This is a genomic window from Zavarzinia marina, assembly GCF_021568905.1.
Taxonomy (GTDB): Bacteria; Pseudomonadota; Alphaproteobacteria; order Zavarziniales; family Zavarziniaceae; genus Zavarzinia; species Zavarzinia marina.
Genome location: NZ_JAKGSB010000003.1, coordinates 39,047 through 57,807 on the forward strand (window position 1 = coordinate 39,047; position 18,761 = coordinate 57,807).

Annotated in this window: 19 protein-coding genes; 11 read left to right on the plus strand and 8 right to left on the minus strand. The window is 69.3% G+C overall.

Annotated features, from left to right (window positions below):
• Positions 1-16 precede the first annotated feature (16 nt).
• Positions 17-1,837, minus strand: coding sequence for an ABC transporter transmembrane domain-containing protein (locus tag L2U69_RS09050; protein WP_236106484.1), 1,821 nt, complete (start codon positions 1,835-1,837; stop codon positions 17-19).
• 122 nt (positions 1,838-1,959) lie between these two features.
• The gene (gene cyaY, locus L2U69_RS09055) at positions 1,960-2,283 is read right to left on the minus strand and encodes an iron donor protein CyaY (protein WP_236106485.1); all 324 of its coding nucleotides are present in this window, start codon (positions 2,281-2,283) and stop codon (positions 1,960-1,962) included.
• Between the two features lie 255 nt (positions 2,284-2,538).
• Between cyaY and L2U69_RS09060 the strand changes: the two genes are divergently transcribed.
• Entirely contained in the window at positions 2,539-3,474 is a 936-nt protein-coding gene (locus L2U69_RS09060) for a histone deacetylase family protein (protein ID WP_236106486.1), read from the plus strand.
• Between the two features lie 34 nt (positions 3,475-3,508).
• Here the strand turns inward: L2U69_RS09060 and L2U69_RS09065 are convergent, their stop codons facing one another.
• Positions 3,509-3,997, minus strand: a complete 489-nt coding sequence (locus L2U69_RS09065; protein ID WP_236106487.1) for a copper chaperone PCu(A)C — start codon at positions 3,995-3,997, stop codon at positions 3,509-3,511.
• 62 nt (positions 3,998-4,059) lie between these two features.
• Entirely contained in the window at positions 4,060-4,473 is a 414-nt protein-coding gene (locus tag L2U69_RS09070; RefSeq protein WP_236106488.1) for a hypothetical protein, read from the minus strand.
• Positions 4,474-4,641: 168 nt separating this feature from the next.
• Here L2U69_RS09070 and L2U69_RS09075 point away from each other — a divergent pair, with 168 nt between their 5' ends.
• From L2U69_RS09075 to L2U69_RS09090, 4 genes are read left to right on the plus strand one after another with little or no spacing between them, the layout of a single operon-like run.
• Positions 4,642-4,899, plus strand: a complete 258-nt coding sequence (locus L2U69_RS09075) for an exodeoxyribonuclease VII small subunit (RefSeq protein WP_236106489.1) — start codon at positions 4,642-4,644, stop codon at positions 4,897-4,899.
• 6 nt (positions 4,900-4,905) lie between these two features.
• A complete protein-coding gene (locus L2U69_RS09080) occupies positions 4,906-5,805 on the plus strand; it encodes a polyprenyl synthetase family protein (protein ID WP_236106490.1) in 900 nt (299 codons plus the stop codon).
• Positions 5,806-5,824: 19 nt separating this feature from the next.
• Positions 5,825-7,756 carry a 1-deoxy-D-xylulose-5-phosphate synthase gene (dxs, locus tag L2U69_RS09085; RefSeq protein ID WP_236106491.1) on the plus strand — a complete coding sequence of 644 codons (1,932 nt, stop codon included), beginning with the start codon at positions 5,825-5,827 and terminating at the stop codon, positions 7,754-7,756.
• Positions 7,757-7,763: 7 nt separating this feature from the next.
• On the plus strand, positions 7,764-8,330 hold the full coding sequence (locus tag L2U69_RS09090; RefSeq protein ID WP_236106492.1) for an O-acetyl-ADP-ribose deacetylase: 567 nt from the start codon (positions 7,764-7,766) through the stop codon (positions 8,328-8,330).
• On the opposite strand, the gene L2U69_RS09095 is transcribed toward L2U69_RS09090, so the two are convergent.
• From L2U69_RS09095 to L2U69_RS09105, 3 genes are all read right to left on the minus strand, one after another.
• Entirely contained in the window at positions 8,300-9,118 is an 819-nt protein-coding gene (locus L2U69_RS09095) for a transglutaminase-like domain-containing protein (protein ID WP_236106493.1), read from the minus strand. The two genes, L2U69_RS09090 and L2U69_RS09095, sit on opposite strands and share 31 nt — an antisense overlap.
• 158 nt (positions 9,119-9,276) lie before the next feature.
• Positions 9,277-9,894, minus strand: a complete 618-nt coding sequence (locus tag L2U69_RS09100; protein ID WP_236106494.1) for a cysteine hydrolase family protein — start codon at positions 9,892-9,894, stop codon at positions 9,277-9,279.
• A gap of 8 nt (positions 9,895-9,902) precedes the next feature.
• Positions 9,903-11,210: a type I glutamate--ammonia ligase gene (locus L2U69_RS09105; RefSeq protein WP_236106495.1), complete on the minus strand. Its 1,308-nt coding sequence runs from the start codon at positions 11,208-11,210 to the stop codon at positions 9,903-9,905.
• A 136-nt stretch (positions 11,211-11,346) separates the two neighbouring features.
• On the opposite strand from L2U69_RS09105, the gene L2U69_RS09110 reads away from it, so the two are divergent.
• The 6 genes from L2U69_RS09110 to ribB are packed head-to-tail and all read left to right on the plus strand — an operon-like array spanning position 11,347 to position 17,888.
• A complete protein-coding gene (locus tag L2U69_RS09110) occupies positions 11,347-12,780 on the plus strand; it encodes an MATE family efflux transporter (RefSeq protein WP_236106496.1) in 1,434 nt (477 codons plus the stop codon).
• Positions 12,777-13,517 (plus strand): TlyA family RNA methyltransferase, encoded by a 741-nt coding sequence (locus tag L2U69_RS09115; protein WP_236106497.1) that lies wholly within the window; start codon positions 12,777-12,779, stop codon positions 13,515-13,517. The genes L2U69_RS09110 and L2U69_RS09115 overlap by 4 nt, the downstream gene beginning before the upstream one ends.
• Complete coding sequence (locus L2U69_RS09120; RefSeq protein WP_236106498.1) at positions 13,510-14,748, plus strand: class I SAM-dependent RNA methyltransferase; 1,239 nt, start codon at positions 13,510-13,512, stop codon at positions 14,746-14,748. The genes L2U69_RS09115 and L2U69_RS09120 overlap by 8 nt, the downstream gene beginning before the upstream one ends.
• Before the next feature lie 55 nt (positions 14,749-14,803).
• A complete protein-coding gene (locus L2U69_RS09125; protein ID WP_236106499.1) occupies positions 14,804-15,847 on the plus strand; it encodes a class I SAM-dependent methyltransferase in 1,044 nt (347 codons plus the stop codon).
• Positions 15,848-15,851: 4 nt separating this feature from the next.
• Complete coding sequence (locus L2U69_RS09130) at positions 15,852-16,532, plus strand: rhomboid family intramembrane serine protease (protein WP_236106500.1); 681 nt, start codon at positions 15,852-15,854, stop codon at positions 16,530-16,532.
• Positions 16,533-16,586: 54 nt separating this feature from the next.
• On the plus strand, positions 16,587-17,888 hold the full coding sequence (ribB, locus tag L2U69_RS09135) for a 3,4-dihydroxy-2-butanone-4-phosphate synthase (protein WP_236106501.1): 1,302 nt from the start codon (positions 16,587-16,589) through the stop codon (positions 17,886-17,888).
• Here the strand turns inward: ribB and L2U69_RS09140 are convergent.
• Complete coding sequence (locus tag L2U69_RS09140; protein WP_236106502.1) at positions 17,885-18,706, minus strand: SH3 domain-containing protein; 822 nt, start codon at positions 18,704-18,706, stop codon at positions 17,885-17,887. The two genes, ribB and L2U69_RS09140, sit on opposite strands and share 4 nt — an antisense overlap.
• Positions 18,707-18,761 lie beyond the last annotated feature (55 nt).

Below are 18,761 nucleotides of genomic sequence, written 5' to 3' on the forward strand. Positions count from 1 at the left end.
ATGGTGATTCAGCCGATCACTCTCCCGCCCGGCCCAGGCGCCGCTCGCCTAGCCGGGACTCGGCGTCGCCGAACTGCAGATTGGCGAGACGGGCATAGAGCCCGCCCCTGGCCATCAGCTCGTCGTGGCTGCCGGTCTCGACGATACGGCCCCGGTCGAGGACGACGATCCGGTCGGCATTGACCACGGTGGCGAGGCGGTGGGCGATCACCAGTGTGGTGCGCCCCGCCATCAGCCGTTCCAGCGCGGCCTGGACCTGGATTTCCGATTCGGCGTCGAGGGCGCTGGTCGCCTCGTCCAGCAGCAGCACCCGGGGATCCCGCAACATGGCGCGCGCGATCGCCACGCGCTGCTTCTGGCCGCCCGAGAGGCGCGCGCCGCGCTCGCCCAACTGGGCGGCGAAACCGTCCGGCAATTGTTCGATGAAGGCGCGGGCCGAAGCGGCCTCGGCGGCTTCGACGACTTCCGCGTCGCCCGCCTCGGGCCGGCCATAGCGGATGTTGGCGGCGGCGTCGGTGGCGAAGATCGTGGTCTCCTGCGGCACCAGCGCGAAGAGCGAGCGCAGCGCCACCGGGTCGAGGCTGCGGATGTCCGCGCCGTCCACGGTGATGCGCCCGGCCTCGGGGTCGTGGAAGCGCAGCAGCAGCTGGAACACCGTGCTCTTGCCGGCGCCGGACGGACCGACCAGGGCCACGGTCTCCCCCGGTTCCACGGTCAGCGACAGGCCCTCCAGCGCCGGCAGGTCCGGGCGCGAGGGATAGTGGAAGGTGACATCGTCAAAGACGATCCGGCCCTGGGCCGGGGCCGGCAGGTCGGCGGGCACGGCGGGGGCCGTGATGCGCGGCGTCACCGCCAGGATTTCCAGCAGGCGCTCGGTCGCGCCGGCGGCACGCTGCAGGTCGCCCCAGACTTCGGACAGCGCGCCGAGGGCGCCCGCCGAGACGATCGCGTAGAAGACGAAGGCGGCCAGCTCGCCGCCGCTCATGCCGCCGGTCGCGACGTCGGTCGCGCCGATCCAGAGAATGAGGTCGATCGCGCCGAAGATCAGGGTGATGACCAGGGCGGTCAGCCAGGCACGAGCCCGGATACGGCGCCGGGCGGTGCCGAAGGCGGCTTCGACCGAGGCGCCGTAGCGCGCGGCCTCCCCCGCTTCCTGACCGAAGGCCTGGACGGTGTGGACGGCGTTCAGGGTTTCGTTGGCGACGGCGGCGGATTCCGCCAATCGGTCCTGGCTGGCGCGCGACAGGCCGCGCACGCGCCGCCCGAACACCAGGATCGGCAGCAGCACCAGGGGCACCACGAGAAGCAGCAGGGCCGAGAGCTTGAGCGAGGTGATGACCAGCAGCACCGAGCCGCCGAGGAACATGAGGAGGTTGCGCAGCGCGACCGAGGCGGAGGATCCGACCACGGTCTCGATCACCAGCGTGTCGGCGTTCAGGCGCGACAGGATCTCGCCTGTCTTGGTCGTTTCGAAGAAGGTCGCGTCCAGGCGCACGACATGGCCGTAGACGGCGCGCCTGATGTCGGCGATCACCCGCTCGCCCAGCCAGGAGACCATGTAGAAGCGCCCGAAGGTGGCGAAGGACAGAACGACGACGACGCCGAGGAGCGAGATGAAATAGACGTCTATGTTGCCGGTGGCGTCCGCGCCACCGCCGAAGCCGTGGTCGATGAGGCTGCGCAGCGCCTGGCCGATGGTGAGCGTGGCGCCGGCGGCGACGACGAGGGAGATCAGCGCGACCACGACCCGGCCGCGATAGGGCGCGACGAAGGGCCAGAGCTGGCGCAGCCGGGGCAGGGGATTGCCGCGCCTTTCGGGCTTCTGCGCCTCGGTCATGAACGGCACCTCCCGCCTTGATCACGCTGTCTCGCCGGCCGCGCCACCGGGCGCGAACGGACCAGACTGTTACGACGATTGGATCCCGGAAGGAAGGGGCGAGGGCGCACGCCAGTCGACCCTCAGGCCCCGACGGCGATGCCGAGGGCCGCGAGATCGGCGACGAGGCGCACCGAAAGCGCCTCCCCGCCCCGCGTCGAATGCCAGGCGCCGGCCGTCTCGTCGAAGGCATAGTGATGGGCCCCCGAGACGGGCGACGACAGCCAGACCTGACGCAGCGGCACATGACGGTTCAGGATGAAGGTCTTGCCGTCCTCCGTCTCGGCCTGGAGCACGCCGTCGGCGAGATCGAGTTCGTCGAAACCCTCGCTCGCCTCCAGAACGTCCAGCCAATGGTTCAGGCAGTCCTCCACTAGGTCCAGGTACCGCTTCTCGTCCATCGCCATGCTCGACCTTTCGCCCTTGCCGGCCCCGGCCGACTCATGGGGTTTGTTACGACGATTGCGCCCGGTGGGGAAGGGCGGGGACGCGAATGGCGCCGTAACCTGCGGCAGATCGCCCTGAAAGCCTGGACATCGGCAAGTACCGCCTTAAGTCTGACTTGTACGGCCCCGCGTTTCGGCGCGAAATGCCACATAATAGCAACAGAGGCGGCCGCGTGATGCCGTCTCCCGGAAACGCCAGTCGGAAGTCCCATCCGCATGTCCACGATTCTGTTCTCGCATCCAGCCTGCCTCGCCCACGACACGGGCTGGGGCCACCCCGAAAGCGCCGACCGGCTGCGCGCGGTGATGCGCGCGCTGGAGGCGGAGGATTTTCACTATCTCGAACGGGCCGAGGCGCCCCAGGCGACGCGCGAGCAGCTCATCCGCGTGCACGACCCGGACTATGTCGACTGGGTGATGTCCGACATGCCCGGCTTCGGCCACAACAAGTTCCACATGGATGCCGACACGGTCATGTGTCCCGACACGGGCGAAGCGGCGCTCTATGCCGCCGGCGCCGTGGTGGCGGCGGTGGACGCGGTGGTGGCCGGCGGGGCGCGCTCCGCCTTTTGCGCCGTGCGCCCGCCCGGCCATCACGCCGAACCGGCGCAGGCCATGGGCTTCTGCTTCTTCAACAATGTCGCCATCGGGGCCCAGCATGCCCGCGCCGTCCACGGCATGAAGCGGATCGCGGTGGTCGATTTCGACGTCCATCACGGCAACGGCACCCAGTCGGCCTTCGAGAACGATGCCGATCTCCTCTATGCCTCGACCCATCAGGCGCCGCTCTATCCCGGCACGGGGGCGGCGGGCGAGACCGGCTGCGACCACAATATCGTCAATGCGCCGCTGCCGCCGGGCGCGGACGGGCCGGCGTTCCGCAAGGCCTTCGCCGAGCATGTGTTTCCGGCGCTCGAAGCCTTCAAGCCGGAGATGATCATGATCTCGGCCGGTTTCGACGGTCATGCCCTCGATCCGCTCGCCAATCTGCGCCTGTCGGAACAGGACTATCGCTGGGTCACCCAAGAACTGGCGCATCTGTCGCGCAAGATGTGCAAGGCCGGCATCGTTTCGACCCTCGAGGGCGGCTACGACCTCTATGCCCTGGCGTCCTCGGTCGCGGCCCATGTCGCGACCCTGATGATCAACTGATCCCCCGCCGCGACGGCGGGGGATCAGCCATTCTTCAATGGGCGTGTTCGCCCTTGTAGCCCATGGCCTCGATCTTGAACTTCACGTCGATGCTGCCCGCCTTCTCGAAGGTCAGGGTGGCGTCGAAGCTCTCGCCCTCGGTCAAGGGGTGCTTCAGGCCCATGAACATGACGTGATAGCCGCCGGGGGCCAGTTCGACCCGGCCCTTGGCCGGGATCTCCAGGCCGCCCTCGACCTCGGTCATCGAGGCCATGCCGTCGGCGCTCATCTTCATTTCGTGGATCTGCACCGTCGTGGCGATGTCGGATTCGATCGACAGCAGGCGGTCCGGAGCGTCGGCATCGTTTTCGATGACGAGATAGCCCCCACCCACCTTTGCGCCCCCCGGCGTGGCGCGGGACCAGGGATGTTCGATTTCGAGGGCACCCAGGGTGTATTCATGGGCGAGGGCGACACCGGCCGAAGCCAGCAGGGTGACGGCGGCGACGGCCACGCGGCCGAAGCGAAGGATGCGGTTGGACATGGATCTGACCTGACGATGGGGCCGCGCGGGGCGGCGCATTGCATGAGAGAACTGAAGATCGTTCAGGTCGGCGCGGGCGGGCCGCGCGGCGGTGCCCAGGTCCGCGCATCGTCGCGGGGCCGGGAATCGGCCGTATTCGGCGGCAGAAGGACGGACGCCGCGAAGCCGGGCGCGCGCAGCGGAGCGCCCGTGGCCGGCGGCAGGGGGCCGCCCAGCATGGGGCAGCCGGGCAGGCAGCAACCCGCGCGATCGTGGTGGCCGCCCGCGGGCGGCGGCGCGCCCCCGGCCGGCGCGGTCTGATCGGCGGCGATGGAGCACAGCGGCCCGATCAGCGCCGCCAGCCGCGCCAGCGGGCCTTCGGCCGGCCGAAAGCCGACGGCACCGGCGATCGCCGGCTGGATCGCCATCACGAAGACGGCGACGAGCACGAGCATCCGCCCGCGCCATGTGCCGCTGATCTTTCGCGCCGATTGCATCCGCATAGCCATCCGCCGGTGCTAGCACGGCCGGACCATCGGGGAAAGGCCCACCGGGTTCCGGCTTGTCAGAGCCGGCCAAGGCGGTTACGACTGCCCGAAGCGGTCCGCCGCGCCGAAGAACGAATGCCAGCACTTGCCCCAACAGCACACGCCCTAGAGGCCCCGATGTCCGCCGATCCCGCCGCCCTGCCCGCCGATATCGCCGCCCTCAGCTTCGAGGCCGCGCTGCGCGAGCTGGAGACCATCGTGCGCCAGCTCGAGGAAGGCCGCGTCGATCTCGAATCCTCGATCGAGACATATGGCCGGGGCGTCCTCCTCAAGCGCCACTGCGAGGCCAAGCTGGCCCAAGCGAAGGCAAAGGTGGAGGCGATCGTCGCCGGCCCCGACGGCGAACCCGCGACCCGTCCCTTCGACGCGAGCTGATCCTCGATGACACAATCCCCCCTGGGCGCGGCGCTTTCCGACGCCGCCGCCGAGATCGAGAAGGCCCTCGATCGCCTGCTGCCGCCCGCGACCGGCCCCGAGGCGAAGCTGATGGAGGCGATGCGCTATGCCTCCATGTCCGGCGGCAAGCGCCTGCGGCCCTTCCTGGTGCTGGAGACGGCCGGCCTGTTCGACGTGAAGCGGGGTTGCGCGCTCCGCGTCGCCGCCGCCGTCGAATGCGTCCATTGCTACAGCCTCGTTCACGACGATCTGCCGGCCATGGACGACGACGATCTGCGCCGGGGCAAGCCCACGGTGCACAAGGCCTTCGACGAGGCGACGGCGGTTCTCGCGGGCGATGCCCTGCTGACCTATGCCTTCGAACTGCTGTCGGGCGCCGAAACCCACGACGATCCGCGCGTGCGGCTCGAACTCGTGTCGCTGCTGGCCCAGGCGTCCGGGCCCCACGGCATGGTCGGGGGCCAGATGTCGGACCTCGCGGCCGAGGCGGCGGGGGATGATTTCGACCTCGGCGCCGTCACCCGCATGCAGAAGATGAAGACCGGCGCCCTGATCCAGGCCGCGGCCGAGGCGGGCGCCGTGCTCGGCAAGGCCAGCCACGAGGCGCGCACGGCGCTGCGCGGCTATGCCCACGACCTCGGCCTCGCCTTCCAGATCGCCGACGATCTCCTCGATGTCGAGGGCCGGGTGGAGGATACGGGCAAGGCCGTCGCCAAGGACGCGGCGCGGGGCAAGGCCACCTTCGTCTCGATCCTCGGCGTCGAACGGGCCCGCGATCAGGCGGAACGCCTGGTCGATCAGGCCATCCACCATGTCGCGCCATTCGGCCTGCGTGCCGACAACCTTCGCGCGCTCGCCCGATACGTGATTGATCGGAAGTCTTGAATCGGGCCAAGCTAGGGACATGACCTCGGTGACCATCAGCCCGCCGCTCACCCCGCTTCTCGACCAGGTCGTCGGTCCCGAGGACCTGCGCGCCCTGAGCGAGGAGCAATTGCCGCAACTCGCCGCCGAACTCCGGGCCGAGACCATCGATGCCGTCTCCATCACCGGCGGCCATCTGGGGGCCGGGCTCGGCGTGGTCGAGCTGACGGTGGCGCTGCACTATGTCTTCGACACGCCGGCGGACCGGCTGATCTGGGACGTCGGCCATCAGGCCTATCCCCACAAGATCCTGACCCGGCGCCGCGACCGTATCCGCACGCTGCGCCAGGGCGGCGGGCTCTCGGGCTTCACCAAGCGCGCGGAAAGCGAATACGACCCCTTCGGCGCGGCCCATTCCTCGACCTCGATCTCGGCCGGTCTCGGCATGGCGGTGGCGCGCGACCAGCAGGGGCGCGACAATCACGTCATCGCCGTCATCGGCGACGGCGCCATGTCCGCCGGCATGGCCTATGAGGCGATGAACAACGCCGGCTCGATGGACAGCCGGCTGATCGTCATCCTGAACGACAACGACATGTCGATCGCGCCGCCGGTCGGCGCCATGAGCGCCTATCTGGCGCGCCTGATGTCGTCGCGCTCCTACGTCAACTTCCGCCATCTGGCGAAGCAGATGATGCAGCGCTTCCCGAAAAGCTTCGAGCGCACGGCCAAGCGGGCGGAGGAATATGCCAGGGGCATGGCGTCCGGCGGCGGCACCCTGTTCGAGGAACTGGGCTTCTATTACGTCGGCCCCCTGGACGGCCATAATTTCGAGCACCTGCTGCCCGTGCTGCGCAATGCCCGCGACGCCGGCAACGGCCCGATCCTGGTCCATGTCATCACCCAGAAGGGCAAGGGCTACGGCCCCGCCGAAGCCGCCGCCGACAAGTATCACGGCGTGCAGCGTTTCGACGTCGTGACCGGCGCCCAGGTGAAGGCGAAGCCGAATGCGCCACAATATACCCGCGTCTTCTCCGACACGCTGATCAACCTCGCCGAGAAGGACGAGAGCATCGTCGCCATCACCGGCGCCATGCCCTCCGGTACCGGGCTCGACCGCTTCGGGGAGCGTTTCCCGCAGCGCTGCTTCGACGTCGGCATCGCCGAACAGCATGCGGTCACCTTCGCCGCCGGCATGGCGACCGAGGGGCTGAAGCCGGTCTGCGCCATCTATTCGACCTTCCTGCAGCGCGCCTACGACCAGGTGGTGCACGACGTCGCGATCCAGAAGCTGCCGGTGCGCTTCGCCATCGACCGCGCCGGCCTCGTCGGCGCCGACGGCGCCACCCATGCCGGTTCCTTCGATCTCGCCTATCTCGGCTGCCTGCCGGACTTCGTCCTGATGGCGCCCTCGGACGAGGCGGAACTGGCCCATATGGTCGCGACCTCCATGGCGATCGACGACCGCCCCTCAGCCTTCCGCTTTCCGCGCGGCGAGGGTGTCGGCGTCGAAATCCCGGCGGAGCCCGAAGTCCTGCCGATCGGCAAGGGCCGCATCGTGCGGGAAGGCGGCCGCGTCGCCATCCTCTCCCTCGGCACCCGGCTGGGAGAAAGCCTGAAGGCGGCGGACGAACTGACGGCGCGGGGCTTTCCCGCCACCGTCGCCGACGCCCGTTTCGCGAAACCGCTGGACGAGGATCTGATCCGCCGCCTGGCGACGGAACACGAGGTGCTGATCACCGTCGAGGAAGGCTCGATCGGCGGTTTCGGTTCGGCGGTGCTGCATTTCCTGGCGCGCGCCGGTCTTCTCGACCGGGGCCTGAAGATCCGTCCCATGGTCCTGCCCGACGTCTTCATCGACCAGGACAAGCCCCAGGTCCAATACGACCTCGCCGGCCTCAACGCCCGTCACATCGTGGCAGAGGTGCTGGCGGCGCTCGGCGACGAAGCGGCGGCCAAGGCAAGGGCCTGATGCCGCCATGGCGGAGACCCGTCTTCTCGCCGTTCAGGGCGACATCACCAGGCTGACGGTCGATGCGATCGTCAATGCCGCCAATTCGTCGCTGCTCGGCGGAGGCGGAGTCGACGGCGCGATCCACCGCGCGGCGGGGCCCGATCTCGTTCATGAGTGCCGCCTTCTGGGCGGCTGCAAGACGGGCGACGCCAAGCTGACCAAGGGCTATCGCCTGCCGGCCAGATTCATCATCCATACCGTCGGGCCGGTCTGGCGCGGCGGCACCAATGGCGAGCCGGACCTGCTGGCGTCCTGCTACCGCCGCGCCCTCGAGGTCGCGGCCCGCCAGCCGATCGAGACCATCGCCTTTCCCTCGATCAGCACAGGCATCTTCGGCTATCCGATCGCGCTCGCGGCCGAGGTCGCCATCCGCACCGTGCGGGGCGTGGCCGCCGGGATCCCGACATTGCGTGAAGTCACCTTCTGTTGTTTCTCGGGTGCTGATCTGTCGGTCTATCGGCTGGAACTGGACAAATCCGTTCCGAAGACCGGTGCCGCGGTTCAGCCCGCCGACGGGTCGGGCACCTCGTAGGTCCAGACCCGAAATTCCTTCAGCACGTGGGGACCGAAGGAATTGATGAGCGGCACGTCGGCCGCGTCCCGGCCACGGGCCACCACGATGCGGCCGATCCGCGGCTTGTTGTTGCGCGGGTCGAAGGTGTACCAGCGCCCTTCGAGGAAGACCTCGATCCAGGCGCTGAAATCCATCGGATCCACCACCGGTACGCCGATGTCCCCCAGGTGTCCGTTCACGTAACGCGCCGGAATATTCAGGCAGCGGCACAGCGTCACGGCGAGATGGGCATAGTCCCGGCAGACGCCGATCCGCTCCTGATAGGCTTCGAAAGCCGTCCGCGTCGAGCGCGCCTGCATGTAGTCGAAGCGGATATGACCGTGCACGAAATCGCAGATCGCCTGCACCCGCGACCAGCCCGGCGCCAGCTTCCCGAACCGGTCCCAGGCGATCTGGGTCATGAGGTCCGTCTCGCAATAGCGGCTGCCGAGGAGGAAGGTCATGCAGGCGTCGGGCAGGTCGGCGGTCGCGATCTCCCGTGCCAGGGGGGCCACGGCGTCGAGATGCCCGCTGTCCTCGACGATGGCGTCTCCCCACAGCAGCAGGTCGCCCGCCGGTGCCGTCAAACGGCGGCAGCGGTTGCCGAAGAGATCCTGATAGGTCGAGGTCGGAATGTCGGGGTTGGTGAAGAAACGCTCGGGAGATCGCATGTCGCCATGGCGGTCGGGATGAACCGACATCAGGCACACCATCGCCGTCGGCTGGGGGCAGGTGAGCGTGATCTCGTAACCGTATCGAATGAACATGATGGACTACATCCCGGAAATCGCGGACGACCACCGGAAACGACATCCGCCCGATCGGCAATCGCCACCGGCGCATCTTCCCCAAGCAGGCTCTCACGCCGCGTTGCCGGCGTCGAGGTTTTTGCTGCGCTGCCGAAATCGGCGGCGTCGGCACCCGCTCACGCCATCTCGGCCAGAATCTCGTCCGTGGTGGCCTGGCGGCAGTAGCCCTGGTTGAGGCGCAGGGCCCAGTCGTGGCGTTCGGCGCTCTTGGTGGCGCAGGCGTCGGTGATGCAGATCATCTCGTAGCCGCGATCGGCGCCGTCGCGCACCGCCGTGTCGATGCATTGATCGGTCAGGAAGCCGGTCACGATCACGGCATCCACGCCGAGGTTGCGCAGCAGATAGTCGAAGATCGTCGAATTGAACAGGCTGGACGACGTCTTGGGCAGGACGATCTCGTCGCCGGCGGGGGCGACGGCGTCCAGCACCCTCGATTCCCAGCAGCCCTTCGGATAGTTGAAGCCCGTCACCTTGTAGTCGAGGCAGCGGTCGCGGCCATCCAGCGTCAGGCTTTCGATCACCGTATAGATCACCTCCATCCCGACCGCCCGCGCCCGCGCGATCAGGCGGGCGATATTGGGCAGGGCCACCCGATGGAGCTGATGCGCGAAATAGGATCGTTCCTCGGGCGCCGCCTCGTGCAGGAGGCCGTTCTGGGCGTCGATGACCACGATCGCCGTGCGCGCCGGCACGATCGGCAGGTCGCGGGTGCGGAAGGGTTTCGCGGCGGGCATGGGCAGCCTCAATAGACGAGGGCATAGCGGGCGGCGAGGGCGGGCAGGTCCAGACCCTCCACCGTCGCGATCTCGCCGCGCTTGTGCATGAGGTAGGCGGCGCGCATCTCGTCGCTCTCCATCAGGATGTTCCCCGTTTTCTCCAGCGCGTCCAGCGCCTCGCCGAGGCTGGCGGGCAGGGGGCGGATGTTGGAAGCCGCGCGTTCCCCGGGTGAAAGGCCGTCCGGGTCCGCCATGGTGATCGCCGGCGTCTCGAGCCCGGCTTCGATTCCGGCGAGGCCGGCCCGGATCAGGGCGCCGAGGGCGAGGTGGGGTGTCGCCGCACCGTCGCAGGCGCGATATTCGAAATTGAAGGCGCGACCGACATCCGCGCCGGCCACGTCCGAGACGGGACAGATGCGGACGAAGGCTTCCCGGTCGCGGTAGCCCAGATTGGTGACCGTCGTGCTCCAGGAATTGGGTTTCAGGCGCTCGTAGGACAGCACGCTCGGCGCGGTCAGGGCCGTCAGCGCGCGGCCGTGTTCGATCACCCCGGCGATGAAACGCCCGGCAATGGCGGAGACGCCGCAGGGCCGAGCGGGATCGTGGGACAGGGGCTTCCCGTCCATGTCCTCCAGGCTGAAATGGATGTGGACGCCGTTGCCGACCACGCCATGGGTGACGACGGGGGAGAAGCTGACCCGGTGGCCCCGGCGCCAGGCCAGGGCATGCACGATCTGGCGCAGCATCACGGCGCGGTCGGCGGCGGCGAGCGCGAGGGCGGGGCGCAGGGTGACCTCGATCTGGCGGGGGCCGTATTCGGGCAGCACCGTCTCGGGTTCCAGGCCGGCCTGGGCGATGGCGGCGATCAGGGCATGGGGAAAGTCGCCGGCCCGGCGGATGGCGTCGAGCCCGTAGGATCCGCCCGGCCGCTCCTCCACCCCGCCATGGAAGAATTCATGCTCGAAGGCGACGCGGAGACGGAGTCCGTGGCCGGAAAGGCGCGCGATCGCGCTCTTCAGATAGTGCCTCGTGCAGCACGACCAGGGCCGCCGCGCCATGTCGACGATGTCGCCGAGCAGGAAATGCTCGGGCACCGAGCCGTCCTCGAAATCGACGCAGACTTCCGCCGCGAGATCCGGCATCAGCAGGAGATCGCCGCGCGGGCCGAAGGGTGTCGCCGGGATCGCGCCGAAGCAATTGATCATGACGTTGGTCGGGGTCCAGCCCACGCCGCCGGCGAGCCTTGCCGGCAGATCCTCCGCCGGGAACCCCTTGCCGCGCACCTGGCCGGCGAAATCGCTGCACACCGCCATGACGAAGGGATGGCGCTTCACGGGAAGTCCTTTGTTCCAGACCAATGTCAGCATGGCCCGGAGAAGATGGCGCGCGCAAGGCAGCCCTGCCCGCGCGGGGCTTTCGCTCGGCCCGGCGCGCGGTCATAGTGCCCGGCTCGATATTTCGGAGTGGGTCATGGCCGTGGCGGTCGAAACGGTGGGCAAGCGCGCGCGGCGCGGCGGGGAGCCGAAGGGCTTCCTGGCGGAGGCGCGCGCCCTGCTCGTCGTCGGCCTGCCGCTGGTCTTCGGGCAATTGGCCTGGATGGCCATGCTGACCACCGACACGGTGATCCTTGGGCGTCTCGGGCCGGAATCCCTGGCGGCCGGGGCGCTCGGCCATTCGGTCGTCATCGTGCCCATGCTGTTCCTGATCGGCCTCGCCCAGGGGGCGGTGCCGCTGATGGCCCATGCCGTCGGGGCCAGGACGCGCCATGTGCGCGAGGTCCGGCGCACCGTGCGCCAGGCGTTCTGGGCGACGGGCATGATCTGCGTCCCGGCGATCGCGGCACTGTGGTTCGTCGGCGACCTCCTCCTGCTGATCGGGCAGGACCCGGCCCTGGTCGACCTGACCGAGGATTACGTGCGCGCCGTCGCCCCCATGCTGCTGACCTATACGTGGTTCGCGGTCCTGCGCAATTTCACCGCCACCTACAGGCGCCAGCGCGCCGCGCTGATCATCGCCCTTGCGCAGGTGCCGGTGAACGGCGTGCTCGCCTATGGTCTGGTGTTCGGGGACTTCGGCCTGCCGCGCCTCGGCGTCATCGGCGCCGGCGTCGCCTCCAGCCTGTCGGGCCTGACGGCGCTGATCGCGCTCGGCCTCTATCTGCGGACGGACCGGCAGTTCCGGCGCTTTCGCCTGCTCGGGCGTTTCTGGCGGCCGGACTGGCCGCGCCTCGGCCATGTCTTTCGGATCGGCACGCCCATCGGCCTGACCATCACTTTCGAGGTGCTGCTCTATTCGGGTGCCGCCCAGCTCATGGGGCTGATCGGGCCGCTGGCGCTCGCCGCCCATCAGATCGCGCTCCAGGTCGCCTCCGTGACCTTCATGGTGGCGCTGGGCATCGGCCAGGCCGGCGCCATCCGCGTCGGCATCGCCACGGGGGCGCGCGATCCGGCGGCGGTCGGCCGCACGGGCTGGACCGCGCTCGTGCTCGGCTGCGGCTTCATGGGCTCCATGGCGATCGTCATGGTGGTCTGGCGCAGCGAGATCGCGGGTCTGTTCCTGCCCGATGTGACCAGCCCCGAGAACCGCGAGGTGGTGGCCATCGCCGCCGGTTTCCTGATCCTCGCCGGGGTGTTCCAGGTGCTGGACGCGGCCCAGGTGGTGACGGTCAACCTGCTGCGCGGTCTTCGCGACGCGCGTGTGCCCATGCTCTATGCCCTGCTGTGCTATTGGGTGCTGGGCCTCGGCCTGTCGTGGCTGCTGGCCTTCCCGCTCGGCCTCGGCGGCATGGGCATCTGGTGGAGTTTCGTCGCGGCGCTGGCGGTCTTCGCGTCGCTGCTGGTCCACCGCTTCGCCCATCGCGACCGATTGACGACCTATCGCGATCTGTTCGGGGGGGCGGCATGACCAAGGTGCGCCTCGATCAATTGCTGGTCGACCGGGGCCTGGTCGAGACCCGGACCAAGGCCCAGGCCGTGATCATGGCCGGCAACGTCTTCACCGGCACGCGGCGCCTGGACAAGGCCGGCGACAAGGTGGCGGAGGACATCGCGATCGAGGTGAAGGGGCAGGCCCACCCCTGGGTCTCCCGTGGTGGCCTGAAGCTGGAAAAGGGCCTGGTGGCCTTCGACATCGATCCGACCGGGCTGACCGCGATCGACGTCGGCGCCTCCACCGGCGGCTTCACCGACGTGCTGCTGACCAAAGGCGCGGCCAAGGTCTTCGCGGTCGATGTCGGCCACGGCCAATTGGCCTGGAAGCTGCGGAACGATCCCCGTGTCGTGGTGATGGAACGGACCAACGCCCGCCGGCTCGACGCGGACATGATCCCGGATCCGGTGGACCTCGTCGTCTGCGACGCCAGTTTCATCGGCCTCGAGGTGGTGCTGCCGGCGGCCCTGGCCCTGACGCGGCCCGGTGCGCGCCTGATCGCCCTGATCAAGCCGCAGTTCGAGGTCGGCAAGGGGCGAGTCGGCAAGGGCGGCGTGGTGCGCGAGCCCGAATTGCACCAGGAAGTCTGCGACCGGATCGAAGCCTGGGTCGGCGGCCTGCCGGGATGGCGCGTGCTGGGCATCGTGGAGAGCCCGATCAAGGGACCGGAAGGCAATGTCGAATTCCTCATCGGGGCCGCGCGCGATGCCTGACGTCTTCGAAGCCGTGATCACCCGCCTGGGCGCCCAGGGCGACGGCGCGGCGGAGGGGCCGGGGGGGCCGGTCCACATCCCCTTCGCCTTGCCCGGCGAACGGGTGCGCGCGGTGCGCGAGGGCAAGGTGGTCCGCCTCGATACCGTGCTCGACGCCTCGCCCGACCGGGTCGATCCGGCCTGCGCCTATTTCGGGCGCTGCGGCGGCTGCCAGTTGCAGCATCTGGCGCCTGCCGCCGTCGCCGACTTCAAGCGCGCGGGGATCCGCGCCGCCCTCGGCCATCGCGGCTTCTCGGATGCCGAGGTTCTGCCGACCCTGTCCCTGCCGGCGGGCGAACGCCGAAGGGCGAAATTCGCCGTGCTGCGTGTCGGGCGGAAGCTCTTCTTCGGTTTCAGCGAAAGGCGCAGCCACCGGCTGGTGGATGTCGATGCCTGTCCCGCCGTGCTGCCGGGCCTGAACCGTCTGATCGCGCCCCTGCGCGCCCTCGCCCACCAGATCGCCTTCGATGCCGCGACCGTCACCCTGCTGCCCGGCGGCACGGATCTGGTGCTGGAGGGCAAGTTCCGCCTGGACCTCGCCGCGCGGGAAGTCCTGGCGGATTTCGCCGCCGCCAACGACATCGCCCGCATCACCGCCGCCGGCGAGATGGTGCTGGAACGCACGGCCCCCAGCCTGCCCTTCGCCGGCATCCCGGTTTCGCCCGCCCCCGGCGGCTTCCTGCAGCCGAGCGCCTCGGGCGAGGCGGCGCTGGTCGAGGCGGTGATGGCGCGCCTTGGCGAGGGATTCAAGCGGGCGGTCGATCTCTTCGCCGGCTGCGGCACCTTCACCCTGCCGCTGGCCCGGCACCTGCCCGTCATCGCCTATGAGGGCGATGCGGCGGCGGTCGCCGCCCTCGACCGGGGCTGGCGCATGGGGCGCGGCCTGAAGCATGTCGAGGCGGTGCGCCGCGATCTCTATCGCCGCCCGGTCGAGGCGGTTGAATTCGACGCGGGCGACGTCGTCGTCATCGATCCCCCGCGCGAAGGGGCGGAGGCGCAGATGCGCACCCTGGCCGCCTCGCCGGTCCGGCGCATCGTCGCCGTCTCGTGCAGTCCGGCCAGTTTCGCGCGCGATGCCCGCATCCTCGGCGATGCCGGCTTCGCGCTGGGCCCGGTGCTGCCGGTCGATCAGTTCGCCTGGTCGTCCCACGTCGAGCTGGTGGCGGCGTTCGAGCGGGCCGAATTCGCCTGATTTCCACCCACACTCCCGCCGTGGCACACTGACGCCGATGGATGGAGACCGAGGGATGGCCGGCGCATTCGATATCGCCTATGGCGCGGCCCGGCTCGCCCGGGTGGCCTGGTTCGCCGGGCAATATGTGGCGGCGGAACGCCTGACGAGGGGCCGGCGTGGCGCCTTCGTCCAGGCCGAGGGGCGCGAGCCCATCGGCTGGCGTCCGATCCTGGCCGCCCTCGGCGATCTCTTCGAACGCGATCGGCGCCTGATCGAGGCCGGGGTCTATGCCGTGCCGGCGGATCTGGCGCTGCGCCCCGGCCGCGCCGTCGGCGATGCCTATCGATTCTTCCGCGACCTGCCGGCGGTCGCCCGGCGCCGCCGCGACCATGGCCACGACGAAGTTCGCGGCGAAGTTCGCGACATGGGCGCGCCCGGCACCTATCCCGCCTACTACCTGCAGAATTTCCACTATCAGACCGATGGCTGGCTGTCCGACCATTCGGCCGACGTCTACGACCATCAGGTCGAGGTGCTGTTCACCGGGGCGGCGGCGGCCATGCGCCGCCAGGCCCTGCCCCTGCTGCGTCAGGTGATCGCCGGGCGCGACACCCGGCAGCTTCGCGTCGCCGACATCGCCTGCGGCACCGGCGGGCTGATCGACGACATGAAGGCGACCTGGCCGCGCCTTCATGTCACCGGGCTCGATCTCTCGCCCGCCTATCTGCGAAGGGCGCGGCGCCGTCTCGCCCGGCGCGGCGGCATCGGTTTCGTCCAGGCCAAGGCGGAGGCCCTGCCCTTCGCCGACGACAGCCTGGATGCCCTGACCTGCGTCTATCTGTTCCATGAACTGCCGCCGCGCGTGCGGATCGCGGTCGCGGCGGAATGCGCCCGTGTCTTGAAGCCCGGTGGCGGCCTGATCCTGGTCGATGCCTTGCAGACCGGCGATACGCCCGCCTTCGACGGCTTGCTCGACTTCTTTCCCCGGGCCTTTCACGAACCCTATTTCTCGACCTATGCCGATCTCGATCTCGATGGCCTGTTCGGTGCCGCCGGTCTTCGGCGCGAGGCCTGGTGGCCCGCCTTCCTGTCCAAGGCCGTTCTGTTCAGAAAGTAGCCCCGTGGTCCTTCCCCTGCACGACGGCCTGCCGACGCGCCGTCCCCCGGTGGTCAACACCGCCCTGATGATCGCCTGCGCCGCCATCTGGCTACTGCAACTGGCGACCGACCACGCCGAGATCGACGCCATCCGCTACGGCTTCGTGCCCTTCTTCCTGTTCGAAGGCCTGCCCCCGGGTGTCGACATCGGCGCGCCGCCCGCCGTCGCGACCCTGATCACCCATGCCTTCCTGCATGGCGATTTCTGGCATCTCGCGGGCAACATGCTGTTCCTCTGGATCTTCGGCAACAATGTCGAGGATGCCCTCGGCCATGTCGCCTATCTCGGCTTCTATCTGTTCTGCGCCGCCGCAGGGGCCCTGGGCGAAGGCCTGTCGGATCCCTATTCGCAGATCCCGATGATCGGCGCTTCGGGCGCCGTATCGGGCGTGCTCGGGGCCTATATCGTGCTGTTCCCGCGCCAGCCGGTGACCGTGCTGCTCGGCTGGTTTCCCCTGTCGCTGCCGGCCTTCATGGTCATCGGCCTCTGGTTCGTCATGCAGCTCTTCGACGGCTTCTCGGGCCAGGCGGGGGCGGAACATATCGCCTGGATCGCCCATGTCGGCGGCTTCCTGGTCGGCGTCGCCCTGATCCGGCCGTTCCGGGCCCGGCTGCTGCCCCGGCCCTGGTTAAATCGCTTCTAAAACAGATCTAAATTTTAAGTTTGACTTAAAATCGAGGGCGGCTATCGTGCCGCCATGAAGCTGACGGACTGGCTGGCCCGCGAGGGCCTCACCCGCATGGAGCTGGCGCGCCGCATGGGCGTGTCGCCGGCCGCCGTCACCCAATTGTGCAACAACAGGGCGCCCTGGCTGTCGCGGGAGACCGCGGAAATGCTGTTGCGGGTCACGGATGGCGCCGTGACCCCCAATGATTTCATCGGGCTCGCCCCAGCGCGGGAGGACGAATTGACCAAGACCGTGACCGACGCCGTTTCGGCCTTTGCCCGGGGCGAGATCGTCATCGTCACCGACGACGACGACCGCGAGAACGAGGGCGATCTGATCTGCGCCGCCTCGCTCTGCACGCCCGAGAAGATGGCCTTCATCATCCGCCACACCTGCGGCATCGTCTGCGCGCCCTTGAGCGCCGCCGAAGCCCGGCGCCTGCGCCTCGATCCCATGGTGAACGGCAATGACGCCCCCCTGGGCACCAATTTCACCGTCACCGTCGATGTCCGCCACGGTCTGACCACCGGCATCTCGGCGGAACAGCGCTCGAACACCGTGCGGGCGCTCGCCAACAACAACATGGGGCCGGGCGATTTCGTCCGCCCCGGCCATGTCTTCCCCCTGATCGCGCGGGACGGCGGCGTGCTCATGCGCTCCGGCCATACCGAGGCGGCGGTCGATCTGTGCAAGCTCGCCGGCCTGCCGCCGGTCGGCGTCATCTGTGAATTGGCGAATGACGACGGCACGGTGATGAAGGGCGCCCAGATCGAAGCCTTCGCCGAGAAGCACGGTCTGAAGCGGATCTCCGTCGCCGATCTGATCGCCCACCGCCAGATGCGCGAGACGCTGGTGGAACGGGTCTCGACCTTCACCGTCGAAACCGAGGTGGGGCCGCTGACCGGGCACGCCTATGTAACGCCCTTCGACAGCGTCCAGCATTTCGCCTTCGTCTATGGCGATCTCGGCGACGGGCAGATGGTGCCGACCCGGCTGCACCGCGCCAATGTGATCGCCGACGTCTTCGGCGGCGCGCCCCTGATCCACAAGGCGCTGGCCCAGATGGCGGCGGCGGAACGGGGCGTGCTGCTCTATCTCCGCGATGGCACGGCCGGCGTGCCGGCGACGATGGCGGCCGATGACGATTCCTCCGAGGCGCAGCGGACGCGGCAGTGGCGCGAGATCGGCCTCGGCGCGCAGATCCTGCGCGATCTGGGCGTGGTCTCGATCCGTCACATGGTGTCGTCCGCCGCCTCGCTCTCGGGCCTCTCTTATGTCGGCGTTTCGGGCTTCGGCATCGAGATCGCGGATACGATCACGCTGGGCGCCTAATTCCCCAGCAATTGTTCGTCGCGGGCCCAGCCGGCGTTGCCGTCGGCCATGGCGACCAGGGCCCAGCCGGCCTGATGGTCGAGGATGATCACGCGCTGGCGCCCGGCCGGCAGATGGCCGATCACCGGGCAGCGCTCGAGGCCGCAGCGGCGCAACTCGGCGCCGTCGCCGCCGAGGTCGACCAGGCGGGTCGGCGCCCGCGTGTCGCCCGGCGTGCGCAGCGCCTCGGCCGAGCGGACCAGGGTCGCGCCCGGCGGCGGCGCGCGGCCGGCGCCGCGCGGGGCCGCCACCTCGCCTTCCAGGGGAAAGACCACGTCGCCGAAACGGGCGACGCCAAAGGCGGTGACCACCGGATCTCGGCACGGCCGAAGATCGGCGAGGGCGATGCGCGCATGCCAGCCGGCATCGGGCAGATTGGGATGGCGCTCGCGGATATCCTCGCGCTCTCCCTCGACCGCCACCGTCGCGATCACCCGGTCGCAGGCGACCAGCAGGACATGGCTCATGCGCAAGCCCATGGAGACGTCGCCGGCCCAGCCCCCGATCTCCAGCATGCGGTCGTCGTGGCGGCTCTCCTCGATCCGGCCGACCGTGGTCTCGGTCGAGGCCGGCCGCCACAGCCAGATCGGATAGACCAGATCGCCGACGGCGCTGTCGACCGCCAGCGCCGGCCCGTCGGGCCCGCCCCGCCCCGCGATCAGTTCCAGCCCCGTCGCCACCGTCGCCGGGCGGTCTTCGCCGCCGATCCAGGCGGTGGCCGCGGCCATGGCGACCACGAGAGCGGAAAGCAGGAGAGCGGTGAGGCGTATCGGTGACATGGTGGCGATCGTGCAACACAGGCGAAAAACTGGCCGAGCCTAACATGGTTGGGCC